At 40.2% G+C, this 23,373-nt stretch carries 20 protein-coding genes and 1 pseudogene; 13 read left to right on the forward strand and 8 right to left on the reverse strand.

Features of this window, described 5'->3' with window-relative positions; all coding sequences use genetic code 11:
- Position 1 precedes the first annotated feature (1 nt).
- From IQ259_RS13045 to IQ259_RS13060, 4 genes are all read left to right on the forward strand, one after another.
- Complete coding sequence (locus tag IQ259_RS13045) at positions 2 to 2,050, forward strand: lasso peptide isopeptide bond-forming cyclase (protein WP_193885327.1); 2,049 nt, start codon at positions 2 to 4, stop codon at positions 2,048 to 2,050.
- A gap of 45 nt (positions 2,051 to 2,095) precedes the next feature.
- Positions 2,096 to 2,332 (forward strand): lasso peptide, encoded by a 237-nt coding sequence (locus tag IQ259_RS13050; protein WP_228014518.1) that lies wholly within the window; start codon positions 2,096 to 2,098, stop codon positions 2,330 to 2,332.
- Positions 2,333 to 2,607: 275 nt separating this feature from the next.
- Positions 2,608 to 3,501 (forward strand): serine kinase, encoded by an 894-nt coding sequence (locus IQ259_RS13055; protein WP_193885331.1) that lies wholly within the window; start codon positions 2,608 to 2,610, stop codon positions 3,499 to 3,501.
- 51 nt (positions 3,502 to 3,552) lie between these two features.
- Entirely contained in the window at positions 3,553 to 5,370 is a 1,818-nt protein-coding gene (locus tag IQ259_RS13060; RefSeq protein WP_193885333.1) for an ABC transporter ATP-binding protein, read from the forward strand.
- Between the two features lie 53 nt (positions 5,371 to 5,423).
- On the opposite strand, the gene modB is transcribed toward IQ259_RS13060, so the two are convergent.
- On the reverse strand, positions 5,424 to 7,235 hold the full coding sequence (gene modB / locus IQ259_RS13065) for a molybdate ABC transporter permease subunit (RefSeq protein ID WP_193885341.1): 1,812 nt from the start codon (positions 7,233 to 7,235) through the stop codon (positions 5,424 to 5,426).
- Between the two features lie 169 nt (positions 7,236 to 7,404).
- Here modB and IQ259_RS13070 point away from each other — a divergent pair, with 169 nt between their 5' ends.
- Positions 7,405 to 7,572, forward strand: a complete 168-nt coding sequence (locus IQ259_RS13070; protein WP_193885343.1) for a hypothetical protein — start codon at positions 7,405 to 7,407, stop codon at positions 7,570 to 7,572.
- Between the two features lie 115 nt (positions 7,573 to 7,687).
- On the forward strand, positions 7,688 to 7,996 hold the full coding sequence (locus IQ259_RS13075; protein ID WP_193885345.1) for an RNA-binding protein: 309 nt from the start codon (positions 7,688 to 7,690) through the stop codon (positions 7,994 to 7,996).
- A 227-nt stretch (positions 7,997 to 8,223) separates the two neighbouring features.
- Here IQ259_RS13075 and IQ259_RS13080 read toward each other — a convergent pair whose 3' ends face one another.
- Positions 8,224 to 8,661: a molybdopterin-binding protein gene (locus IQ259_RS13080; RefSeq protein WP_193885347.1), complete on the reverse strand. Its 438-nt coding sequence runs from the start codon at positions 8,659 to 8,661 to the stop codon at positions 8,224 to 8,226.
- A 100-nt stretch (positions 8,662 to 8,761) separates the two neighbouring features.
- Here IQ259_RS13080 and modA point away from each other — a divergent pair, with 100 nt between their 5' ends.
- The 3 genes from modA to IQ259_RS13095 all read left to right on the forward strand — a co-directional run bounded on the left by modA (position 8,762) and on the right by IQ259_RS13095 (position 11,308).
- On the forward strand, positions 8,762 to 9,556 hold the full coding sequence (gene modA, locus IQ259_RS13085) for a molybdate ABC transporter substrate-binding protein (RefSeq protein ID WP_193885349.1): 795 nt from the start codon (positions 8,762 to 8,764) through the stop codon (positions 9,554 to 9,556).
- A 146-nt stretch (positions 9,557 to 9,702) separates the two neighbouring features.
- Positions 9,703 to 10,479, forward strand: a complete 777-nt coding sequence (locus tag IQ259_RS13090; RefSeq protein ID WP_193885351.1) for an MBL fold metallo-hydrolase — start codon at positions 9,703 to 9,705, stop codon at positions 10,477 to 10,479.
- A 397-nt stretch (positions 10,480 to 10,876) separates the two neighbouring features.
- Positions 10,877 to 11,308: a hypothetical protein gene (locus tag IQ259_RS13095; protein WP_193885353.1), complete on the forward strand. Its 432-nt coding sequence runs from the start codon at positions 10,877 to 10,879 to the stop codon at positions 11,306 to 11,308.
- A 25-nt stretch (positions 11,309 to 11,333) separates the two neighbouring features.
- Here the strand turns inward: IQ259_RS13095 and IQ259_RS13100 are convergent, their stop codons facing one another.
- Complete coding sequence (locus tag IQ259_RS13100; RefSeq protein WP_193885415.1) at positions 11,334 to 12,272, reverse strand: putative 2-dehydropantoate 2-reductase; 939 nt, start codon at positions 12,270 to 12,272, stop codon at positions 11,334 to 11,336.
- 306 nt (positions 12,273 to 12,578) lie between these two features.
- Between IQ259_RS13100 and alaS the strand changes: the two genes are divergently transcribed.
- Positions 12,579 to 15,221 carry an alanine--tRNA ligase gene (alaS, locus tag IQ259_RS13105; RefSeq protein ID WP_193885355.1) on the forward strand — a complete coding sequence of 881 codons (2,643 nt, stop codon included), beginning with the start codon at positions 12,579 to 12,581 and terminating at the stop codon, positions 15,219 to 15,221.
- Between the two features lie 139 nt (positions 15,222 to 15,360).
- Positions 15,361 to 16,905 carry an RNA-directed DNA polymerase gene (locus tag IQ259_RS13110; RefSeq protein WP_193885357.1) on the forward strand — a complete coding sequence of 515 codons (1,545 nt, stop codon included), beginning with the start codon at positions 15,361 to 15,363 and terminating at the stop codon, positions 16,903 to 16,905.
- Positions 16,906 to 17,305: 400 nt separating this feature from the next.
- Here the strand turns inward: IQ259_RS13110 and IQ259_RS13115 are convergent, their stop codons facing one another.
- The gene (locus IQ259_RS13115) at positions 17,306 to 18,268 is read right to left on the reverse strand and encodes an RsmB/NOP family class I SAM-dependent RNA methyltransferase (RefSeq protein ID WP_193885359.1); all 963 of its coding nucleotides are present in this window, start codon (positions 18,266 to 18,268) and stop codon (positions 17,306 to 17,308) included.
- Positions 18,269 to 18,418: 150 nt separating this feature from the next.
- Between IQ259_RS13115 and IQ259_RS13120 the strand changes: the two genes are divergently transcribed.
- Positions 18,419 to 19,864 (forward strand): DUF2157 domain-containing protein, encoded by a 1,446-nt coding sequence (locus IQ259_RS13120; RefSeq protein ID WP_193885361.1) that lies wholly within the window; start codon positions 18,419 to 18,421, stop codon positions 19,862 to 19,864.
- Between the two features lie 99 nt (positions 19,865 to 19,963).
- Positions 19,964 to 20,701: a GDYXXLXY domain-containing protein gene (locus IQ259_RS13125; RefSeq protein ID WP_193885363.1), complete on the forward strand. Its 738-nt coding sequence runs from the start codon at positions 19,964 to 19,966 to the stop codon at positions 20,699 to 20,701.
- Here the strand turns inward: IQ259_RS13125 and IQ259_RS13130 are convergent.
- The 4 genes and pseudogenes from IQ259_RS13130 to IQ259_RS13145 form a co-directional block, all read right to left on the reverse strand.
- Positions 20,698 to 20,937 carry a hypothetical protein gene (locus IQ259_RS13130; protein WP_193885417.1) on the reverse strand — a complete coding sequence of 80 codons (240 nt, stop codon included), beginning with the start codon at positions 20,935 to 20,937 and terminating at the stop codon, positions 20,698 to 20,700. The genes IQ259_RS13125 and IQ259_RS13130 overlap by 4 nt on opposite strands.
- Positions 20,938 to 21,127: 190 nt before the next feature.
- Positions 21,128 to 21,328 (reverse strand): annotated as a pseudogene (locus IQ259_RS13135) (flagellar assembly protein H); the annotation flags it as partial.
- 171 nt (positions 21,329 to 21,499) lie between these two features.
- Complete coding sequence (locus IQ259_RS13140) at positions 21,500 to 22,726, reverse strand: HEAT repeat domain-containing protein (protein ID WP_193885365.1); 1,227 nt, start codon at positions 22,724 to 22,726, stop codon at positions 21,500 to 21,502.
- A gap of 129 nt (positions 22,727 to 22,855) precedes the next feature.
- On the reverse strand, positions 22,856 to 23,257 hold the full coding sequence (locus IQ259_RS13145) for a ubiquinol-cytochrome c reductase iron-sulfur subunit (RefSeq protein ID WP_193885367.1): 402 nt from the start codon (positions 23,255 to 23,257) through the stop codon (positions 22,856 to 22,858).
- Positions 23,258 to 23,373 lie beyond the last annotated feature (116 nt).

A 23,373-nucleotide genomic window follows, 5' to 3' on the forward strand; every position in this document is an offset into this window, starting at 1 on the left:
CATGAGCGGTATAGTTGGCATTTACAATCTAGATAGTCAGCCAGTTGAGCAGCAAAATCTGACTTTGATGGTGGATGCGATCGCTCATCGTGGCTCAGATGGAACAGATATATGGTCTGCTGAATCTACTGGCTTGGGACATCGGATGCTGTGGACAACGCCAGAATCACTGCTAGAGAAATTACCTCTGGTTGATCTGACTGGCGAGTTAGTGATCACAACGGATTTACGCATAGATAACCGAGATGAACTAATCTCTGCATTATCCTTTGATCACTACCCACCAGAAAAAATCACTGATAGTCAGTTAGTGCTGGCTGCTTACGAAAAATGGGGTGAGCAATGTCCGAAACAATTACTGGGTGATTTTGCCTTTGCTATTTGGGACACAAGAAAGCAGACATTATTTTGTGCCAGAGATCATTTTGGTATCAAACCCTTATATTACTACTATCAGCCTGGACAACAGTTTTGCTTTGCTTCTGAAATTAAGGCTCTTTTGTGTTTACCAGAAGTGCCGAGAAAACTGAATGAAATAGCGATCGCCAACTATTTACACCCATTTACAGAAGATAAATCAATTACCTCCTATCAAGATATATATCGATTGCCTCCTGGTCACGCCATGACAGTAAGTTACACAGGTGGATTACAATCTTACTCTTACTGGTCTTTGGAAGTGGGTGAGGAGTTAAGACTCAACTCAGATGCAGAATATGCAGAAGCTTTCCGTGAGATATTTACTGAAGCAGTACGTTGTCGTTTACGCAGTGCATTTCCTGTAAGCTGCCACTTAAGTGGTGGTTTAGACTCCTCTTCTATTGCTTGTGTAGCCAGAGATATATTGCAAACCAAAGGTATAAAACTGCACACTTTCTCCAACATCTTTGAAGAAGTTCCAGAATGCGACGAACGTCAATACATTAACCCTGTATTGCATCAGGGTGGTTTTATCCCCTATTACGTCCATGCTGATCAATCAGGCCCCATATCAGAATGGCAGAAATACTATCAATATATGGAAGAACCCTTTATTGGCCCTAGTCATTTTCTCGTGTGGGGATTAAATCGTGCTACCCAGCAAGCAGGTATTCGCATTTCTTTGGATGGTTTTGACGGTGATACAACCGTATCTCATGGCGTGACATATTTTGCAGAATTAGCACGTCAAGGAAAATGGCAGACATTTATCCAAGAAGCTCAGGCCATATCGCAACACTTTAATACTTCATTAGCCGCCCTTTTTTATCAATATGCCATTACCTACTTACAAGAATTAGTCAAACAGAGAAAATATATCACTTTTGGGAAAACTGCTTGGCAAATCGGTCAGCATTTTCGAGTTTCGCGGCGTAAATTGTTTGTCAGATATGGAATTAAACCCTTAGTTCCTGAGTATATCTTGAGGATTTGGCGATCGCTCCGTGGTCACAAACAAAATCAACCCCAAGTTACTCCTTTAATCAACCCACAATTCGCCAAACAAGTCGGAATCAATCCCCTCACACCATCTCCCGAACAAGACCAAAGTCCCGCCATCACAGTTAGAGAAGAACAGTGGCGTACCCTAAATTCCGCCTTGTTCACCACAGTACTGGAACTAGGAGATTTATGTGCTGCGGCATTTTCTCTAGAGTCGCGTCATCCCTTTATGGATAAACGCTTGATTGAATTTTGCCTATCTTTACCACCAGAGCAAAAAATCCATCAAGGATGGTCTCGCTTCATTATGCGGAGAGCTTTAGATGGTATTCTTCCCCAAGAAGTGCAGTGGCGTGGTGGCAAAACAGACATGACACCAAACTTCCAACGCGGGTTATTACATCTTGATCGCCAGCTGGTAGATGAAATGATTACCAGTGATGTCAGCAATATTAAAAAATTTGTGGATCTAAACTCGCTACACAGATCCTACAACAGGCTTTTATCTAAAACAGAGGCTACAAATGATGACGACATAGTACCAGCATGGAAAGCTGTAACACTAGCTCTTTGGCTAAAACATACCCAAATTCAAACCATAAGTCGGGCTAGGGGCAGTGTATCTTAAACCTGCTCCTACCTAGGCTTAATTGGTGAATATTTCAAAGCCAATATGCCAATATCCAGTCCAGCAAGTCCAGCAAGACATAAACAACACAAACAGGAGAATCAAAAGATGAAAAAAGCTTACAACGCTCCCCAACTAACAAAATACGGTAGTGTTCAAGATGTTACCAACGCTTTTGGTACACCAGGTGGAAGAGATACATTTCAAGTAGGCGGAACTACTTTCCAAGGTTCAGTTATTGGACTGAGTGGTTCCCAAGATGGCGTACTCATTCCTGAATAATAGCAATAGCCAAGTTACGGGTGTAATAGTATCGCTTTCATTATTACGTCCAAATACAATTTACAGCTAGTAAGCAAGTATAGTAATACCAAAAACTAAATTTTTCGGTACTACTACAAAACTTGAATAATATTTTTGGAAGCATCAGGGAAGCTATTCCTTGATTGCTTCCTTAATTGCAGATTGTAAAGGCTTTGTCAATATAAAAGCGTTAGTGAAATTGAGTTTTTCTTACACAAAAATATTTCTTCAGTAGTCATCCAGCAATATTTTAGATGTACGTTTACACAGCATACAACTTAGGCATTCACTCCGAATTACCCTTACCTGAACTCATCCCCAGTGATAAACCAGCAGATGTAGTGATCCGCTTAGGTAAACTAAATGAACCACAACAAAAGCGTAGTGATGGTGGCAACTACCTCTTAGCTAAAATTGCCCAATTCGGTATGGTGTTGCTGAAAGATGGTAACGAAATCGTCCTTGACCCCAACCCTGGTGTTGATGAGGCAATGATTCGTACTTTTCTACTGGGTGTCATTATCTGTGTACTACTAAGACAGCGAGGCTTGCTGGTACTTCATGCTAGTAGTGTAGTCATCAATAATAGTGCTGTTGCCTTTATGGCTGACTCAGGTTTTGGCAAGTCCACTTTAGCAGAATGTTTTCACGCTCATGGCTATAGCATTTTGACCGATGATGTTTTGGCAATTCAAGCCAATAAACAACAACCGCTAGTAATTCCTGGGTTTCCTCAAATTAAGCTATGGCCGGATGCTGCGGCTTCTTTTGGTCATTTACCAGATAGCTTACCTTTACTACATTCCCAAACAGTGAAGCGTGTTCATAGATTGCAAGACGGTTTCTTTAAAAAAGCTGTACCTCTAAAAAAAATCTATGTCCTAGCTGGGGGAACTCACCCAGAAATAATCCCTTTAGAACCAAAACAAAGCTTTGGAGAATTAATCCGACATTCTAGGGAAATGCAAGCACTGACTGCACCAGAGTTTCTCAAAGAACATTTTAGGCAATGTACGAGTGTAGTTCAACAAGTGCCGATTTATAGTTTACGACGACAGCGTTCTTTAGCTGCACTCCCTGAGTTGGTAAAGTTAGTGGAAAATGACCTTGCTCAAGAAAACTCATCTCCAATTACAACCACAGTTTAAGAAATTAGAGTAGACATTTTCAAATTTTTTAGTGCGATCGCCATTTCAAATATGCAAATAGGCAAAACAATTCAAAATAAGCTGCAAAATACTTTACGCCTGTTGCCTGCATTGCGTCTAGTATGGCAAAGCAGTCCTGGTTGGACGATCGCTCGTATAGTCTTACTGACGATACAAGGTATATTACCAGTCATCTCAATTTATCTCTCCAAACTGATTATCGATGCCGTAGCTGCTAACCTGAACTTAGCAGACAGAGCGATCGCTTTTCGTAACGTCTTAGTCTTCATTGCTCTAGCTGGTGCAGTTACTTTATTAACTACTCTTGCTAACTCCTTAACAGAACTAGTCACCACTGCCCACTCTCAACGGGTAACTGACTATATGCAAGGTATCATTAACGCTAAATCTATTGCAGCTGACCTAGAATACTACGAAAATTCACTATACTACGATACCTTACAGCGGGCGCAACAAGAAGCGCCTTACCGACCGCCCCAAATTCTCAATCGTTTAGCACAGATCGGTCAAAATAGCATTTCCCTAGTAGCGATGATTGGTTTGTTACTAACACTCCACTGGGGAATTCTTGGAGTCCTATTTGTGGCTGCGTTACCTGCAATGCTAGTGCGCGTCAAATATAGTCGCATTATGTATGATTGGCAGCGCAAATGGACACCGCAACAACGTCAAGGTTTTTACTTGGCTTGGATGCTGACATCAGACCAATTTGCTAAAGAGATTCGCTTATTTGATTTAGGTCACTACTTTAGTAACTGGTATCTCCGCATCCGCAGACAAATCTATAAAGAAAGCCTGAAAATTTTTACAAAACGCTTTGTTGCTAACTTTGCGGCGGAAGCGATCGCGGGGATTCTGATATTCGCTGTTTATGCCTTTATTATCTATCAAGCTATCAACGGTGTTCTGCGTTTAGGTGATTTAGTTCTCTATTACCAAGCACTGCAACGGGGACAGAACGATATTAAAAGTTTATTAGCTAACGTTTCGGCTCTTTACGAAGATAATCTATTTCTAGGTAATCTCTACGAATTTCTTGACCTCAAACCCAGATTAGTTGATCCGATCAATCCAAAACCAATACCTCGACCAATGCAAACAGGCATTGTATTTCATAATGTCAGTTTCCAATACTCTACTACAACCCGCCAAGCACTTCACGATATTAACCTCAGTGTCAAAGCGGGAGAAGTAGTGGCACTGGTAGGTGAGAATGGCTCTGGAAAAACGACTTTAATTAAACTGCTTTGCCGATTGTATGATCCGACTGTTGGTAGTATCACTATTGATGGTGTTGATATTAAAGACTATAAAATTGCCGAATTACGTCGCAATATCAGCGTGATTTTTCAAGACTACGCTAAATTTAACTTCACAGCCCAGGAAAATATTTGGTTAGCGAACATTGACTTACCACCGCATCGGGAGAGTATTATGACTGCGGCGCGGCGTTCTGGTGCAGATGATGTAATTACCAAATTACCCAAAGGTTACGACACTATTTTAGGTAAGTTATTTGACCAAGGAGAAGAACTGAGTATTGGTCAGTGGCAAAAAATAGCCTTAGCGCGGGCATTTTTAAGAAATTCTCAGTTAATAGTTTTAGACGAGCCGACTAGTGCAATGGACCCGAAAGCGGAATATGAAGTATTTGAAAAATTCCGCCAATTGATCCAAAATCAAGCTGCGATTTTAATTAGCCATCGCTTGTCTACCGTCAAAATGGCCGATCGCATTTATGTGATGGAAAATGGCACAATTGTCGAAAGTGGTACTCATAACGAACTGATAAAACTGGGTAGTCGTTATGCCTACTTATATGAAACTCAAGCCCAACAATATCGTTAGTCTGTTGAGAGTAATAATTCTTTCTTTTGCCTTTTTACTTTTCATTTATAATACTAGCTCTCCATCAAAATTAAACGCAGAGGGTCTAAACGCACATACCAGGGGAAAGGTTGGTCTTTAATCTGCACCCATTTCTCTTTAAAAACTTCGGCTTGCAAATGATAGTCTTGGCAATTATTAGGGGCAGTATGTAGCTTTAAAAATAATGTCATCCTATGGGGTGTTTCACTTGTTCTTACTAGCCAACAAGGAAAAGTATTGGTTTGAGATGAATCATGGGAAAAGATAAGTTGATGAGCGCGAATGCCAACATGAGATAGTTTGTCTGGAATTGGTTCTAAAACTTCGAGGTAACAATCCCAATCAATGGCTTGCACTTGTTGTACATGCTGGATAATAGCATGAGAGAAGTTCTTACACCCAGTTAATTGAGCAACACTCACACTAGCAGGATGCTCAAAAATATCATACTTGGAACCGTGATGCACTGCTTGACCATGTTCCAACACCAACAAGTTTGGGCAAACTCGGTAAGCTTCATCCATATTATGGGTGACAAATAAAGCCACACCTTGGTAATCTGCCAAAGTTTCTGTCATCTGCTGTTCTAATTGACTACGCAGATGTGTATCGAGTGCTGAAAACGGCTCATCTAAAAGTAATGCTTCCGGTTGACTAGCCAATGCTCTGGCTAAACCTACTCGTTGTTGTTGACCTCCCGAAAGTTGATGCGGATAGCGATCGCCTAATCCTTGCAACTGCATCGTAATTAGTTGTTCTTCTACCTGTAGCCGCACACTTCCTGCAGATAATCCCTTGGGTAAACCGAAAGCAATGTTTTGTGCCACCGTCATATTGGGGAACAGAGCATAATTCTGGACTAAAAAACCAATGCGGCGATCGCGGCTGGGTACGTTAATTCCGGTTTCGGAGTCAAACAAGACTCTACCATTCAAGACTATCCGTCCTCTAGTTGGCGTTTCTATTCCCGCAATGCAACGCAGAATCATACTTTTACCAGCGCCTGAACCTCCCAATAATCCCAGTGGTTGCTCGTTGCTACTGAAAGACACTTGCAAATGAAAACTGGGCAATTTTTTTTCAATGTCTACAAACAGCCCAACTTCTGAAGCAGCCGCAGATAAAGAATAAGATTTAGTAAGTCGTCTTCCCTGTCCCCGTGTCCTCGTGTCTTTACATCCCCCTTTACCTCTGACTTCCTGCCAAAAATTGACTGCAAAAATCCCCGATAGCGAAATTACCATAATCGCGATCGCCCAGAACCACGCTTCATCCATTGCTCCCGCTTCCACAGCAAAATAAATGGCCATCGGAATAGTCTGAGTTTGTCCGGGAATATTGCCAGCCAGCATTAATGTAGCGCCAAATTCACCCAAGGCACGGGCAAAAGCCAAAGTTGTGGCTGCTAAAATTCCTGGTAAAGCTAAAGGTAAACTGATTCGCCAAAAGATTTGTAATTCACTCGCACCTAGGGTTCTCCCTACCCGCAGCAAATTATCATCAATTTGTTCAAAAGCTCCCAGTGCAGTTTTATACATTAATGGGAAGGAAACTATAGTTGCAGCGATCGCTGCACCATACCAAGTAAAGACAATAGTCAGGTCAAAAGGCTCCATGAGTTTCCCCACAGGCCCATTCTTCCCAAAAAATAACAGTAACAAAAAGCCTACAACTGTCGGGGGCAAAATTAGTGGTGCAACAAAGATACTCTCAATCAAAGATTTGGCTTTACCGCGATAACTTAACATCCAATAGGCAGCAGCAATACCAACAAAAAAAGTAATAAAGGTTGCCAATAATGAAGTTTTCAGTGATATCCAAAGGGGTGATAAGTCCTGTGGCATAGTTTCATAGAATCGAAATATTGGAAAATAAGAAGAAATATTTTTTAGATATTTACCAACTTAACATATAAAAAGTTGGTATTTAACACTAAATTATTTAAATACATAGAAATCTGAAATTTCTTGGATTGCAAGCCCAAAACCTTTATATAGCTGTTTGCCCAAGGCTGTGAATAGATTAATACCAGATAAGTTGGTAAAATGTAGCGATCGCTACAATCGAGTGTTAATTGTAGAAATACTGAAGACAGAGCGATCGCGGGCTTACATATCGTTTTGTTACAGGTTTTCTTTTTTTATTCCTAACACTAGCATTTTGTGTAATGATGAGGTGTGAGAGTTGATTCGGCGATAGCGTTTGTTTTTAGTATTGATGGGCATTTTCCTTTTGGTATTTACAGACTTCTCCCGAAATCTAAATCTCTGCAAACTTGCGATTTCGGATTAAATTTATGTCAATTTACGTAGGTAACCTCTCTTACGAAGTTACACAAGATGCTCTGAACAGTGTTTTCGCAGAATATGGTTCTGTAAAGCGCATTCAGATCCCTACTGATCGTGAAACAGGTCGCCTACGCGGCTTTGCTTTTGTAGAAATGGGTACAGATGCTGAAGAAACAGCAGCCATCGAAGCGCTTGACGGTGCTGAGTGGATGGGTCGTGACCTTAAAGTTAACAAGGCCAAGCCTAGAGAAGACCGTGGTTCCTTTGGTGGTAACAGAGGAAACGGCGGTGGCTATGGTGGACGTAGCCGCTATTAAGTTAAACGGGTTGATAAAAAAATGGTGCTGTGATTAATCAATTAGTCTCAGCTATTTCATTTAGAAAAGGCTCAAGTAGTAATACTTGAGTCTTTTGCTTTTTGGAGTTTTATGAATCAAGCAATTCTTGACTTAAGAATAAGAAGGTCAGCGGAAAAATTAGGATCTACAATTGCTACTACTTGTAAGAATTCGGCAGAATTTTTGAGAAAACAAAAATTTACTCTTTATTCTCTAGCAATCACAATATCATTAGATTTAATCACAGCATAGGCTTCTTCTCCCTCAGCTAATCCCAAATCTTCTGCGGATGTTTTGGTAATCATTGAAGTTAGCTCAACTTTGTGAACAATTTCTAGTGTCACCTCACAATTAACGGCTCCAGTGACCACTTTTTTGACGACACCTTTGAGAATATTGCGAGAGCTAACTTTTAAAGCCTTCTTTCGACTACTAATTTCTACCACAGGTATTTCAGAATCTTCTTCATTGACCTGTTTGGTTGGTATAGATGCTTGTGATGCTTGATGCTTGTGAAGACCACGCACTAGTTCTCGGAGAATTTCGGTTTTAGTTCGCTGAGAGTCGTGACAGAAATCTTCGAGAATTTTCCGCTCCTCTTCCGATGTTTGAAATGTGATCCATCCTTGTTCTTTTCTTGGCATAATGTTACCAATTAGGTTGGTAAAAATTGGAATGACGCTCGGTATGATCCTACCAAGCGCCATCAAATTGCAGAAGAATCTATTGCTACACCCTTTCTCTATGAAAAGAAGACAAATTCTTACCTTTCTTGGTATTGCAGTTGCTAGTTTGTTACTAGCTGTTTGCTCAACATTAATTGTACCTTCTGCTGTAACAGCGCAGTCGAACGTAACTTTACTCGTTTCTGCTGCTGCTAGTTTAAAAGACACACTAGAAGAAATTAAACCTCTCTATCAACAAAGTAAACCCAATGTCAACATGAACTATAACTTTGGGGCTTCTGGTGCATTGCAACAACAAATTGAACAAGGCGCACCAGCAGATATTTTTATTTCAGCCGCTCAAAAGCAACTAGCGGCTTTGGAACAAAAAGGACTTTTGCTTCCAGGTACTCGCTCGGTTTTGGCTAAAAACCGCCTTGTATTGGTTGTACCTAAAAATATTACTGGCATTACAAGCTTTTACAATCTGAAAGAATCAAAAATCAAACGGATAGCTATTGGCGAACCAAGAAGTGTCCCTGCTGGTCAATACGCGCAGCAAGTTCTGCAAAAATTAGACATTTGGCCGCAAGTTACCAAAAAACTGGTTTATGCCAACAACGTGCGTCAAGTTTTGGCTGCGGTAGAAAGTGGCAATGCTGATGCAGGTTTAGTTTACGCTACTGATGCCAAAATTTCTGACAAAGTAAAAGTAGTTGTGGCTGCTGATGATAAATACCACTCCCCGATAGTTTATCCAATGGCTGTGGTCAAACGTAGTAAGAATACCACTGCTGCCAAGGAGTTTGCCCAATTCTTATCGAGTAATGAAGCTAAGGCTGTACTGAAAAAGTATGGTTTTCTATTGCCTTGAAAAAGTTCTGTTAGCGGTAGCAGAGGTTGAGCAGCGTTCTCAGTCCTGAGTAAAATTTTCTTGGTGGATATTAGTTCTTTGTTAATAAGAACTAATATCCAATAACCTCATTGATAATAAAGGTAGGTGTTATCTTCGGTTGGGCTATGTACTTAACTTGGTTGGACAATAATAGTTGGCTAATTGAAATTGGCTATCAACGGATATTAGTTGACCCTTGGCTAGTTGGTTCTTTAAGTTTTGGCGTAGATTGGCTGTTTAAAGGTTCTTTGAAACAAGAACGATTAATTTCAGAACATATCGATTTGATATTGCTGTCTCAAGGTTTGCCAGACCATACACATCTGCCAACATTAAAGCAACTCGACCATAAAATTCCTGTTGTGGCTTCACCTAATGCAGCCAAAGTCGCTCAAGAGTTGGGTTACACATCTGTGACATCTTTGGCTCACAGTAAAACTTTCACGTTGAATAATCAAGTAGAAGTTATGGCTTTGCCTGGTTCCCCGATTGGGCCTACTCTTGTAGAAAATAGTTATTTGCTCAAAGAATTAGAAACGAATTTCACGCTCTACTACGAGCCACATGGATATCATTCACCACAACTGAAAAAATTTGCACCTGTGGATGTGGTAATTACGCCAACAGTTGACTTGGCATTGCCGTTAATCGGGGCAATTATTAGAGGTACAAACAGCGCCTTGGAAGTCGCAAAATGGTTGCAACCACAATTTATACTACCGACAGCAGCCAAGGCAGACACAATCTATGAGGGATTGTTAGTGAACTTTTTAAAGGATGTGGGTACCGCAGAGGAGTTGCGTGCTTTACTCCAGAAGAATAATATTACCACTCAGGTGATAGAACCTAAATCAGGCGATCGCCTTAAATTATTATTAAGAAAGCGTCTAATAGCTGCATAGGATCAGAGAATAAACGCAGCGATAGACGGAAACGCCCCATAGAAGGGCTTTTCTCGGATATTTGAATTAACTTAATGCTGATCAGTATTTTTCTGTAATTAGTCAAAATTACACTGTAGGTAAATTCTACAATCATGGCTCATTTGGTTGAGCAACATTCAACTAAGTAGGTAGGTGTTAAAAATTGTCGTTATGACAAGGCAGGAGGCAGAGGGCAGAAGGCAGAAGGGAAGAGCTTTTCAAGCTACTTTACTTTCCGTTACATAGTTCGGTTTATTTGCACCTTTCTACTTAGTCGAGTGAAGTAAGTACAACAAGTCTAAAGTTATAAGTCAGAAATGTTTGTACTCTTGAATATTTGTGAATCACTCTTAAATCTAAAATTAAGTATAAACCCATGAAATTTTCAACTTTAACAGCTTCTTTCCTTACCATCGCTTCCGTAATTCTTGCCGCAGGAATGGCATCTGCTCAACCGGACGCAAACAAAAAATCTCTCGATGCTGGTTTTACTGCTAGTCCAACACATGGTCGAGTAATCACTACATCCATTAACTCGTACATGTCACGCAGTAACATCAGTAATTCCCATGTAGTTAAACCTTTTAATCTTGTTTATCTTGCTTATCAAGGTAATCTAAAATCACAAGGCATTCCTGGTGGTAGCACTTTGATATTACAACACCAAAGAGGTAATCTTAAAGCAAAAGATTTGGTTAAAGCTGCTATTAATGCCAACCAAATACCAGATCAAATTTTGCAAGATCAAGTTTATCTAAGTGCGGTTGATGTACAACTGACATCATTTCAAAATAGATTTTTGCCTTAAGTCATACAGAATAACTCTAAAATGATTAGGCTTGATTTCTCTTATCCAAAAACTTCAACTGATTGTATAAGCAGCTAATTTGCGGTAAAAAAACCTCTGCTGCTTGTGTGATGCGTAATGGATTACCAACAATTGCTTCTACTTCTAAGGGACGGCGTTCATCATAATCAATTTTCATGCTGGTGCGATAAGGCTTCATCTTAACTGTGTAATCGAGCATGGTTTGAATGAAGGCATCAGTGATAATGCGTCCGGTAACTTTTGCACCTATAGCTACTTCATACATTAATTGTTCGACTAATTGGCGAGTATATAAATCTGCCATTAATTCATCAGTTTTGGCGTTAAGAATGACAGACAGCCCGTTATAGGGGATATTCCATACTAATTTTTGCCAACGTGCTAATAGTAAGTCTTCAGCTAATTCAATGGATATGCCAGCATTTTGAAAGTCATTGGCAATTTGCTGTATTATGCCAGTAATTCCCGCATTCTGATAGTTAAGAGTGTATTCACCTAAAACAATTTGTCCATAATCTAAGTGGCGGATGTGTCCTTTCCCTACTTTGTTAGAACATAAAAAACATAAGCCTCCAATAATGTTGACATTGCCAACAATTTGAGCAACTTCTTCCTCTATACCTAATCCATTTTGCAATACCAATACCACCCCGTTCTGTTTAACCACAGGTGGTAATAATCTCGATAGTAAATAATTTTGTGTTGTTTTGAGTGCAATTATTACCACATCGCATTGTGGCATTTTTGTCACGTCATTATATGCTTTAACTTGTGGTAGGGTAAAATCGCCATATTTAGATTCGACGATTAAACCAAATTGACTAACGTGTTCGTAATCACTCTTGAGTAAAAAGTGGACATCCAAACCAGCCTTTTGCAGTTTGGCACCATAAAACCCACCTAATGCGCCTGTTCCTATAATGGCGTACTTGCGATCGCACATTTTTTCTACCAAGAAATTTTCTAGCATAATCATAAAGCTATGTCTGTTACCCTTCACCGAAAGGATGTCTGTTGACGAATAGGAGGTAGTACTCCCTAATCAGGCTTAGAGCAGTAAAAATTACTAGCAGCAAAACGGAACAAAATGCCAAAATAGAGGCTAGGGGAGAGATGTTCATGCTTTGTTGGATGTTCTCTCCTGCGCCATACTTTATCCAGAGAAAGGGTGAAGGAAGAAGTACGAGAAAACAAACGGCAACTTCATACTTCACACTACATACTTCATACTTTATACTTCAGTTCACCCATGTCTTCTAATCCCCAACACATCAGCGGTAACGAAATTCGCACCATATTTCTTGACTTCTTTGCTCAACGGGAACACCAAATTCTCCCCAGTGCTTCCCTCGTACCAGAAGATCCAACCGTGCTGCTGACGATCGCGGGGATGTTACCATTTAAGCCGATATTCCTGGGACAGCGCACACCAGAATTTAAAAGAGCCACCACATCACAAAAGTGCATTCGTACCAACGATATCGAAAACGTCGGACGCACCAAACGCCACCATACGTTTTTTGAAATGTTGGGTAACTTTAGCTTTGGTGATTATTTTAAAGAACAAGCGATCGCCTGGGGTTGGGAAATCTCCACAGAAGTTTTTGGTTTACTACCAGAATGCTTAGTTGTAAGTGTATTTGAAGAAGATGATGAAGCTTTTGGAATATGGCGCGACAAAATTGGTATACCAGAAGCCAGAATTAGACGCATGGGTGCAGATGATAACTTCTGGACATCTGGCCCCACTGGCCCCTGTGGCCCTTGTTCGGAGATATATTACGACTTCCACCCCGAACGCGGCGACGATAATATTGATTTAGAAGACGACACCCGGTTTATCGAGTTCTACAACTTGGTATTCATGCAATACAACCGGGATGCTTCCGGTAATTTAACACCACTGCAAAATAAAAACATAGATACTGGCATGGGCTTGGAGAGAATGGCGCAAATCCTCCAAAAAGTGCCGAATAACTACGAAACAGATTTAATTTTCCCAATTATTCAAACAGCAGCGCAAATTGCTGGCATTGATTACCATTCTAGCGATGAGAAAACCAAAGTTTCGTTAAAAGTTATTGGTGATCATGTGCGTTCTGTCGTCCACATGATTGCTGATGAAATCCGCGCCTCTAATGTGGGAAGAGGTTACGTACTGCGGCGATTGATTCGGCGGGTAGTGCGTCACGGCCGATTACTTGGCATTTCAGGAAACTTTATCACCCAAGTAGCCGAAACTGCGATCGCTCTTTCGGAATCAGCTTATCCCAATGTGCGTCAACGGGAAGCATCCATCAAAGCTGAACTCGAACGAGAAGAATCAAATTTCCTCAAAACTCTGGATAGAGGTGAAAAACTTCTCGAAGAAATTATCCAACAGGTGAAGCAGCAAGGACAAACCGAAATCAGTGGTGAAAGTGCTTTCACTTTGTACGATACCTACGGTTTTCCCTTAGAACTCACCCAAGAAATCGCGGAAGAAAACAACCTGACTGTTGATGAAGTTGGATTCAACATCGAAATGCAAAAACAGGTGGAACGTGCCAAAGCCGCTCACGAAACCATCGATTTAACCGTGCAAGGTTCCCTCGACAAATTAGCAGAACACATCCACGCTACGGATTTCTTAGGTTATACCCAAGCTGCGGCGACGGCAAAAGTAGAAGTTTTGCTAGTCAATGGTGTCGCCCAAGAAGAAGCCGAAGCCGGGACAGAGGTGCAAATCGTCCTCAACCAAACCCCATTTTATGCCGAATCTGGGGGACAAATTGGCGATCGCGGTTATATCTCCGGCGATGGTATTGTAGTTCGCGTTGAAGATGTGAAGAAAGAATCTGATTTCTTCGTCCACTTCGGACGCATCGAACGGGGAACTGTGCGTGTAGGTGATACAGTCACCGCTCAAATTGACGCTGCTTGTCGTCGTCGCGCCCAAGCCAACCACACTGCAACTCACTTACTCCAAGCAGCGTTGAAGAAAATTGTCGATGAGGGAATATCTCAAGCTGGTTCGCTGGTTTCCTTCGACAGATTGCGCTTTGACTTCAACTGTCCCCGTGCTTTAACAGCCGAGGAAGTCCAACAAGTCGAAGAACAGGTGAACACTTGGATTTCTGAGGCGCACTCCGCCAACGTGGAAATACTACCCTTAGCCGAGGCAAAAGCTAGGGGTGCTGTTGCCATGTTCGGCGAAAAATACGGTGATGAAGTCCGCGTCATCGATTTTCCCAGCGTATCGATGGAACTATGCGGAGGTACGCACGTAAGTAATACTGCTGAGATTGGTGTATTCAAGATTATCTCTGAAGCTGGTGTTGCATCTGGGGTGCGGCGAATTGAAGCAGTTTCCGGCCCGGCGATACTAGATTACCTAAATGTTCGGGATAAAGTAGTCAAAGATTTAAGCGATCGCTTTAAAGTTAAACCCGAAGAACTACCAGATAGAATCACTACTCTGCAAACTGAATTGCGAACCGCCGAGAAGCAACTAGAAACGCTGAAAGGACAATTAGCGATCGCTAAATCTGACAGTTTGCTAGAAACAGCCCAAACCGTAGGCGACCATAAAATCATTGTTGCCCAACTCGAAGGCGTTGACCCAGAATCCTTGAAAACTGCGGCGGAACGTTTACTGCAAAAAATCGGTAACGGTGCTGTAGTACTCGGTTCTGTTCCCGAAGCTGGTAAAGTCAGCATAGTTGCAGCATTTAGTCAAGAAGTGAACAAGAAAGGTTTGCAAGCCGGAAAATTTGTTGGTGCGATCGCTAAAATCTGCGGCGGTGGTGGTGGCGGTAGACCAAATCTAGCCCAAGCCGGCGGACGCGATGACAGCAAATTGCCAGAAGCCTTGGAACAGGCGCAGAGTGAGTTAAAGTCTGCTTTGGGTTAACTATTTTTTAGAAGAAATTTGTAGGATGGGTTACGGCTTTGCCTAACCCATCGTTTATTTTGGATTGAAGGCTTATTTAAGTTAATGCGGAATTTATTGAACTAATTTAAATTTGATATTTATATTGACTGTATAAATTATGAAACTTCAAGAAAATTCACTGAGATGGTCTTTAAATCATGTGTTTAAGTATAGCGACACAGATTTATTTCCTAAGCCTGTAGAGTTTGATATTCTTAATGAAGTCGAAGACGAAGCGATAAATCGCTTTAAAGACATAGATTTAGGTAACTATCAACATAATCCTTCTAGAAGATTTATAGTACCCAAGGATGAAATTTCATATAGGACTGCAACACAACTAGATCCATTAGATCACACTGTATTAACAGCAATTATTTACGAATTTGGTCAGCTTATTGAAAATAGAAGAATTCCTACATCAGACAATAAAGTTTTTAGTTACAGATTCAATCCACAAAATGATGGGAGTTTGTATAACCCTAATATTTCATGGTTAGAATTTTGGAAAACATGTGAACAAAAAAGCTTCAATTATAAATACGCAGTCTCTTTAGATATTGCAGATTTTTATAATCAAATCTACCATCATAATATTGAAAATCAGCTAATTGAATCTGGATTTCCTAATCAGGTAAAAAAGTGGTTGATGAATTTATTAGAAAGTGTAACAGCAAAAGTTTCTAGAGGAATTCCTACTGGGCCACATGCTACTCATTTATTAGGAGAGCTTTCACTAATTCCTGTAGACAATAGCTTATCTTTAAAAGGTATAGATTTTTGTCGTTTTGTTGATGATATTATTATATTTTGTAACAGCAAGCAAGAAGCAAGAATTATCATTTATCAGATGGCAGAAATACTAGATAAACAACAAAGGTTAATATTACAGAGGCAAAAGACGAAAATATATACATCTGATGAATTAAAACAGCGTTGTACTTTAATGACTAAGGATCAACCTATTAATAGTTATGAAGAAAGTATTATTAATATAATAAAAATGTATTCATCAAGTAATCCATATACAACTGTAAGTATTCAGAACATTAATGATGAGCAGCTACATATTTTCAGCAAATTTTTTGTAGATAAGATATTGTCTGATTATTTAAATAATGATGAACCAAATTATACTCGCCTGAGATGGTTTCTAAGAAGACTTTCACAAGTAGGTATTCCATCTGCTGTTGAGTTCTGTCTTGACAATATTGATTCTTTAACGCCAGCAATCAGCGATATATGCCATTATTTAATATCAATCAACAATAACTATAGTGGTAATTGGAAAATATTAGGTAGTAAAATAATAAACATTTTATACACAGATATAATTAAATCAAATGAATATTTTCAAATATCATTAATGAGCCTTTTTGCTAGAAATTCGTCACTAAATAATGCCAGTCAGATAATTGCTATATATCAGAATTCTCCTTCAAGCCTGAGAAGAGAAATTTTATTAAGTGCTTATTCCCAAAATATGGGTGACTGGATTCGTGAACTTAAGGAAAGTTATACAATTATGGATATATGGTGTAAACGTGCATTTATTATTGCATCAACAACTTTACCCGTAGAAGAGCGAAAATTTTTTTTGGACTATGTGAAAGATAATAGTTTATTAAATGACATATTAATAAAGTGGGCTAAATCCAAATAAAAAGGTCTACAGCAAAAAGTTAACTTTTGTAAACAGATTGCACAAATTCATATACTATTGCTAATACATTGAATTACTCAAATGCAGAGAATCACAGTTGATGAAATCCGACAATATCCCTTAAAATAACTCAATCAAGTTGAGGCAGGTGAAAGTTTTATTATTATTCAGGCAGATAAAGAGATTGCTGAATTAAAACCAATTCAAAGTACTAACAAACCGCTACGACCGTTTGGTTTATGTGCGGGAGAGTTTACTGTATCTGATGATTTTGATGCACCTTTACCTGAAGAAATTTTGAATTTATTTGAAGCCAAATGAAAATTCTCCTAAATATTAATAATTTCTTTGTGTCCTTTGTGTCCTTTGCGGTTCGTTTCCCATAGAATTTCGTGCATTTTTATGCACAATTGTTGTTACTATTCATCCACACCGCAGACAAAGCGCCTAAATCTAACTGCTGACTTTCACCCTCAGCAGTATTTTGAAACAGCACAGCAAATGCGCCAGCACCTAATCGATTTTGCGGAAACATGCGGTAACAAGGAATAGTAGTTAGATGCGATTGATACTCTTGTAAATGGCTAACTTTAACTGCTTTAAACTGGGGAAAGCGGGATAAAAACCATTCACAAACTTGCTCATTCTCTTCTGGCGAATAAGTACATGTCATATAGGCAAGATAACCTTGAGAAGCGACAATTTGAGCAGAGTTAGCAATAATCCGTTTTTGACGATTGGCGCTTTTATTAATTGCAGTGGGATGAAAACATCCTGGTGCTTTTTCGCCTTTAGCTAGTAAAGATTGCCCCGTACATGGAGCATCGACAATTACTAAATTAGTCGATGCGGGAATACTTTCAGCAAAAATACTCGAATCTCTGTTAACTACAATAGATGGGTTAATCTGGCAACGCTTTAAATTAGAAATTAACATACCTAAACGTTTACCAATCACTTCGTTACTAATCAGTAATTCTGGCTCCAAAGCTTTCCAGGCAAATATACTTTTACCTCCTGGAGCCGCACACATATCAAAAATTGTATGGATTGACTGAGTAATTGCTAACAAAATAGAAGCTGAAAATACAGAAGAAAAATCTAAACAATAGAAATATCCTTGATTATGTAGGGTATGTTGACCTGGTTTTTCCCCTAAAGCTAATCGGTCGATAAATTGTGGTTGCCAAATTAAAGGTGTTTCTACTAAAAAAGGTGAAATTTCTGGTTTTGGCTGACACCAAAGAATAGACGGTGAAAAAAATTGGGGATTAACTAACGCTGCGATAAATTTTTCTTGTTCCTCTAAGCTTTCAAATAAACGCCGTGAAAGTTTAAGTAATAAATTGGAAGGCTTTTCCATTATATTTTTCAGTAACAATACTTGTTTTTAATCCTAATCAAACTGTTACACAAGAACAATGCTATGCAGTGTTTTACCTGCATACTGAAAATACAATAACCGCTATTCTGACGATGACCGTGATACTACCTCATTACTTTGGAGATGGTCATGATATTGGATAATTTTCAGCGGAAGTTACGCCGAGAATCACAACTATGGCGAGATGAAGGATTAATTAGTTCTTCCCAGTATCAACAAATAGCAGACCGTTATCAATTTAATAACCTAGAAGCTGCTGCACGCGATCGCTCGATGATGACTGCGGTGATGATTGGCAGTATTCTCCTCACATTAGGCATCATTACCTTTGTTGCAGCTAACTGGTTAGGATGGTCACGGGATGTCAAATTCATCATTATGATGAGTTTGTTTATGGCAACAACAATCACAGGTTTTTACACTTGGAGACAAGCCGCCATTGGCAACTCTGAAGGCAAAAAACCAAAACGTAGCCAACGCCTTCTCGGTGAAGGATTGCTAATTTTAGCCGCCATGATTTTAGGCGCAACCATAGCGCTAATGGCAGACGTTTTCAATATTAACGGTTCAACTCCAGAACTATTTTTTGCTTGGGGTTTTGGTGTTTTGGTCATGGCTTACAGTCTGTCCTTAAATTCCCTAGGAATCATGGGAATTATCCTAATACAAATTGGGTATGGGATAGGATTAGGAGACTTACGTTATTCTGCAAATGATGGGAATTGGGCAAGACTCGTGGTAAAACACATGCCTTTGCTGTCGTGGGTGTTGTTTGTACCCTTAGCCTATTTCTGTCGTTCTCGCTGGATTTTTGCACTGGCGGCTTTTATTTTTGCCAGTTCTTTACAATTAAACCTCGATCCCTTACCTCTATCCAATTTTTCTGAGACTGCACCTTGGGTGGCATCTTTTGCTTTTACATTGCCGCCTGCATTATTCTGGAGTTATGATGACCTGCTATTTCCCACAATTAATTACAGGCTATTTCAACCCCTAGCCCGTGATTTGTCGTTGATAGCTTTCGGTCTAGTCTTTTATGTACTGTCTTTCCGTTGGCTGTGGCAAACTTCCAGCAACAATTTCTCTTCTTCAACTAGTAACATAAATATATTCCTGTCTCGACCGATTATCGATTTGGGAATTCTCAGCGGGTTGGCTGTACTGCAATGGTTGTTTTTACTGCGCCAACGAAATAACCCAATTCGTCGAGAAGCCGTCTTCAATCTACCTTTGATTGTGACATTTCTTGGCTTTACGGCTATAGTACCTTTCTGGCATCAAGCTATCAATCCCGTTGATGATTTGGGGGTTTTTGCTTTCAATGTACTTTTCGTAGTATTAGCTTGGGGACTAATTCGGGAAGGATTGAAGTTAAATGATAGACGCTCTTTTTGGGGCGGTATGCTGTTGTTAACCCTGCAAGTAATCAGTCGCGTACTAGAATATGACACTGAACTTCTGCTCAAATCACTGGTGTTTGTGATGTGCGGTTCTGCGTTAATTAGTGCTGGACTTTGGTTTGAACGCCGCTTAGGTTCTGCTTCTAAGTCTTCAGGTAATGTTAAATCCTCTTGATTGACCTACAGTTGCATCGTCGTTTTTAGAGTTTCTCTGCGTCAGTCCTAATAATTTCGTTTGATTCTGCTCACTACCTTGATTTTTAGGACTACGCTCATGAAAAGTGACTCTTCTGAATCTACCAAAAATTCTGAATCTACGAAGAATAAATCATTGTCTCCCGAAGCTGAATTTTCAGGGAAGCTGACTTTTCGGGATTATTTGTTAGCTACAGAACAAAAAGCCAATAAGCCTTTACCTGGTTCGCGGCTAGTGCTTCCCTTAGCAGTTCAAGCAGGAATCATTTTTGCTGTACCTTTTTTGTCAATGTATACTAACCTCACAGGCAAAGAAGTGATTTTGCAAACTGTACCCGTCAATTCTAGAAATGTGTTGCAAAGCAATTCTTTAGAGCTTGATTACAATATATCTCGGATTGCTACACTCAGAAGATTATCTGGCTGGCAAGAATTACTCAGGAGAAATCGCGGGAGGAACGGACAATTACTGTCAGGAACTAACTTGTATGTAATTTTACAAGAGCAACCATCCTTTAGTCGTGGTGTTCCTAGGGCTTGGAGACCTGTACGAGTAACTAGTAATCTACCCAGATCCCTTGCTACTAATCAAGCGGCCTTAAGAGGTGTGTATCAGGATGGTTATGTTCAGTATGGTGTGGAAAACTATAATGTGCCAGATGAAGAACGGCAACAAATTAATAGCGATATTTCTCAAGCTGTACGTCAAACAAGAGACGGACAATTGCGATCAATAGTAGTGAAAGTTAAGGTAGATTCACAGGGTAAAGCTATACCTGTGAGTCTATGGCTACGCGATCGCAATTATCGCTTTTAGTCTTCGTGGCGCATATTCCATGCTACACCGAAAGCTGCCCCTGCTCCGGCGATTAACCCGGTACTCATTCCTTGTATAGTTTTTTCAATGGGGTCTTGGGTCAGGCAATCACTTGTAACTTGACTAGCACGCAAGCAAAGATTGCTCTCTGCCCAGCTGCTAGTGCCACCTAAAATGACACCAGCAATACTACAGGAAGCTACAAGCAGCAGCAGACGTTTGGTTTTTCTATCCATAGATGGATGCTTGAATGTTGGGAAAGGTAAATATTCCTCAACTACTTTACACATCTATGCTGTTGTTGTCAGCTCTCTTTTTAGAGTGCTGAGTATAAATCCAGTTGTTTTAAGGCTTTGGGTGATCAATTTTGCGCTAACCAGTTGATTACATCAAGCAGACTGGAAAAGTCCAACAAAGCTTCTCCTAAGGTCGATCTGAGGCTGCAATCTGCATTTTTGCCATCAAGGCCGCAGCTATTGGATTTGGTTGATTGAGATAATCGCGCCAGTTCAAGCGATTGAGTTGAATTGCTGTGAAGTTAAATTCTAATACCTTCAAGTTAGGAAACTCAACCGTGTGAGAATAAGGTTCTTCCCGGTATGGCTGATCAAACGAAAACACAACAATTGGGGAGGAATAAGAATTACTTTATCTCTCCCCCATATCACAGTCTCAATACTTTGCGAGTGCCTAAGTATTTAGAGCAACAATACTAAACCTTGCTGGTTTTTAAATGCTGTAACAGTATTATCAGTCGCCGCACCAAATATACCATCAGCCAGCTACAAGAACGTTGGATTACGACTCTATTGGTACAAATTCTGGTGAAAGCTTTTTGAGTGCAGCGATCGCATGTAATTTTACCTGCTCGTTTGAGTCTTTCATCAAAGTAGTTAAAGGTATAATTGCTTGCTGACTACCTAATTGTCCTAAAGATAAGGCGATCGCACTTTTGATGTTGGCAATTTCTATAGCTGGATGATGCAATCGCAGCAATTCTAATAAAATTTCTGTGGCTTTTGGGGTTAACTGAGGTTTCTCAACTCTACCGAGAACGGTGACAATTTCTTGCCACACTGTTTCTGATGTACTTTGCTCAATTACCTTTTGTAAATATTCCAAACCCGATACTGTTCCTACCCAAATCAAAGCACGAATAATTTCCAGTTGCAGAATTGTTGGTGTGTGGAGTGAAATTAGCACCTGATATAAATATGTAGCAGCATGATCATCACCCATCCGCGCCAGGGAGATCGCCGCAGCACAACAAACCTCAACATTGAAGTCGTAAAGCTTGGTTTGTAGCCGCACCACCAAATTTAATTCTGAATTTAAATCAGGGCGAAAACCTAAACCCAACACTGCTACACGTCTAACTGTAGCCGCCACATCATCTAAAGCTTGTAATAGTACAGGTGGAATACGTTGATCATGAAAGCTGCTGAGGGCTTCTAAGGCTGTAGCACGAACGACAACTTGGGTATCTTGTACCACACTCAACAGTGGTGTGATGGTTTCTTGGCGACGAATATAAGCAAGCGATCGCACTGCCAAAAGTCTTGTATCTTCAGATTGTAGAAGTTCTGAGAGTGCAGCGATCGCGTCACTACCCATTTGTCCTAAGGCTGTAGCGGCGATTCCTTTTAATTCTTCATCTTCACTAGTTTTGAGCAACTCTACCAAAGAGGCGATCGCATCTGGGTGCTGAAACTCGCCTAAAGTTCTGGCTGCATACCAGCGCAATTCTTCCTCTGCATCTTCATCTTCTAAGATGTCAATTAATGGCGCAATCGCAATATTTCCCAAACGAACCAACACTTTAGCAATCTCCCAGCGTTGCTGAAAATCCCCCATTTCTAAAACAGGTAGTGCTAATTTCAGCAAGAGTTCTGAATTAACCGTCTCTGAATGTTGATTATCCTCTACCAAAATCAACTGTTGCAGATATTGAATCAGCGATGACCAATCATCTGCATCATACGCCGTCTGTGCCTGCACTAAAAGCTGGTTGATATTTCCTTCCATATAAGTAATCGCACAGAATTATTTACATATGAGTTTCTAGTTTGGATAAGGGTTTTACGGTTTAAGTTTGTGTAATTAATTGTGTTTAGCTACTTAGCCTTTTGACAAAAGACAAAAGACCGATGACTATTAACTCTTGACTACAACTGAATCACCCTCAATTTTAGCGGCGTAAGTTTTCAGTGGTTTTGTAGTTGGGCCTTTCTGCACACTACCATCAACTCCATATTCTGCAAAATGACAGGGACAGGCAAATTTTTTCGTTTCAGCTTTCCAAGCGACTGTGCAGCCTTTATGGGTACAGGTGGGATCAACAGCAATTAGATTTGCAGTTTGAGATGTACCAACTACCAAAAGTTTACCCACAGGCGAAGTTTCGGCAAGTAATTGACCAGTTTTATCTAATTCTGCGGCAGTACCCACTGTTTGCCAATCACCTGATGTTTGTGAAGAACAGGCTGCGATCGCAATAGGTAAGCTACTAGCTATGGAACCTAAACCAACCCAATTGATGAAATCACGACGTTTCATAGTTGTGGAAATTATTTGTCATTAGATTAACAGCGATCGCTTGCTACACGCTTAACCCTTAGCTGTGACTTGATCACCAGCAGAAAATCTACAATTTTTTACCTATGCTGGTGTGC

The organism is Fortiea sp. LEGE XX443 (genome assembly GCF_015206815.1).
Lineage (GTDB): Bacteria > Cyanobacteriota > Cyanobacteriia > Cyanobacteriales > Nostocaceae > Nostoc_B.

Excerpts from the sequence above, each read along its gene's own strand:
- IQ259_RS13045 (WP_193885327.1), top strand. The coding sequence starts at position 2 with ATGAGCGGTATAGTTGGCATTTACAATCTAGATAGTCAGCCAGTTGAG.
- IQ259_RS13050 (WP_228014518.1), top strand. The coding sequence starts at position 2,096 with ATGCCAATATCCAGTCCAGCAAGTCCAGCAAGACATAAACAACACAAA.
- IQ259_RS13055 (WP_193885331.1), top strand. The coding sequence starts at position 2,608 with ATGTACGTTTACACAGCATACAACTTAGGCATTCACTCCGAATTACCC.
- IQ259_RS13060 (WP_193885333.1), top strand. The coding sequence starts at position 3,553 with ATGCAAATAGGCAAAACAATTCAAAATAAGCTGCAAAATACTTTACGC.
- modB (WP_193885341.1), bottom strand. The coding sequence starts at position 7,235 with ATGCCACAGGACTTATCACCCCTTTGGATATCACTGAAAACTTCATTA.
- IQ259_RS13075 (WP_193885345.1), top strand. The coding sequence starts at position 7,688 with ATGTCAATTTACGTAGGTAACCTCTCTTACGAAGTTACACAAGATGCT.
- IQ259_RS13080 (WP_193885347.1), bottom strand. The coding sequence starts at position 8,661 with ATGCCAAGAAAAGAACAAGGATGGATCACATTTCAAACATCGGAAGAG.
- modA (WP_193885349.1), top strand. The coding sequence starts at position 8,762 with ATGAAAAGAAGACAAATTCTTACCTTTCTTGGTATTGCAGTTGCTAGT.
- IQ259_RS13090 (WP_193885351.1), top strand. The coding sequence starts at position 9,703 with ATGTACTTAACTTGGTTGGACAATAATAGTTGGCTAATTGAAATTGGC.
- IQ259_RS13095 (WP_193885353.1), top strand. The coding sequence starts at position 10,877 with ATGAAATTTTCAACTTTAACAGCTTCTTTCCTTACCATCGCTTCCGTA.
- IQ259_RS13100 (WP_193885415.1), bottom strand. The coding sequence starts at position 12,272 with ATGTGCGATCGCAAGTACGCCATTATAGGAACAGGCGCATTAGGTGGG.
- alaS (WP_193885355.1), top strand. The coding sequence starts at position 12,579 with ATGTCTTCTAATCCCCAACACATCAGCGGTAACGAAATTCGCACCATA.
- IQ259_RS13110 (WP_193885357.1), top strand. The coding sequence starts at position 15,361 with ATGAAACTTCAAGAAAATTCACTGAGATGGTCTTTAAATCATGTGTTT.
- IQ259_RS13115 (WP_193885359.1), bottom strand. The coding sequence starts at position 18,268 with ATGGAAAAGCCTTCCAATTTATTACTTAAACTTTCACGGCGTTTATTT.
- IQ259_RS13120 (WP_193885361.1), top strand. The coding sequence starts at position 18,419 with ATGATATTGGATAATTTTCAGCGGAAGTTACGCCGAGAATCACAACTA.
- IQ259_RS13125 (WP_193885363.1), top strand. The coding sequence starts at position 19,964 with ATGAAAAGTGACTCTTCTGAATCTACCAAAAATTCTGAATCTACGAAG.
- IQ259_RS13130 (WP_193885417.1), bottom strand. The coding sequence starts at position 20,937 with ATGGATAGAAAAACCAAACGTCTGCTGCTGCTTGTAGCTTCCTGTAGT.
- IQ259_RS13140 (WP_193885365.1), bottom strand. The coding sequence starts at position 22,726 with ATGGAAGGAAATATCAACCAGCTTTTAGTGCAGGCACAGACGGCGTAT.
- IQ259_RS13145 (WP_193885367.1), bottom strand. The coding sequence starts at position 23,257 with ATGAAACGTCGTGATTTCATCAATTGGGTTGGTTTAGGTTCCATAGCT.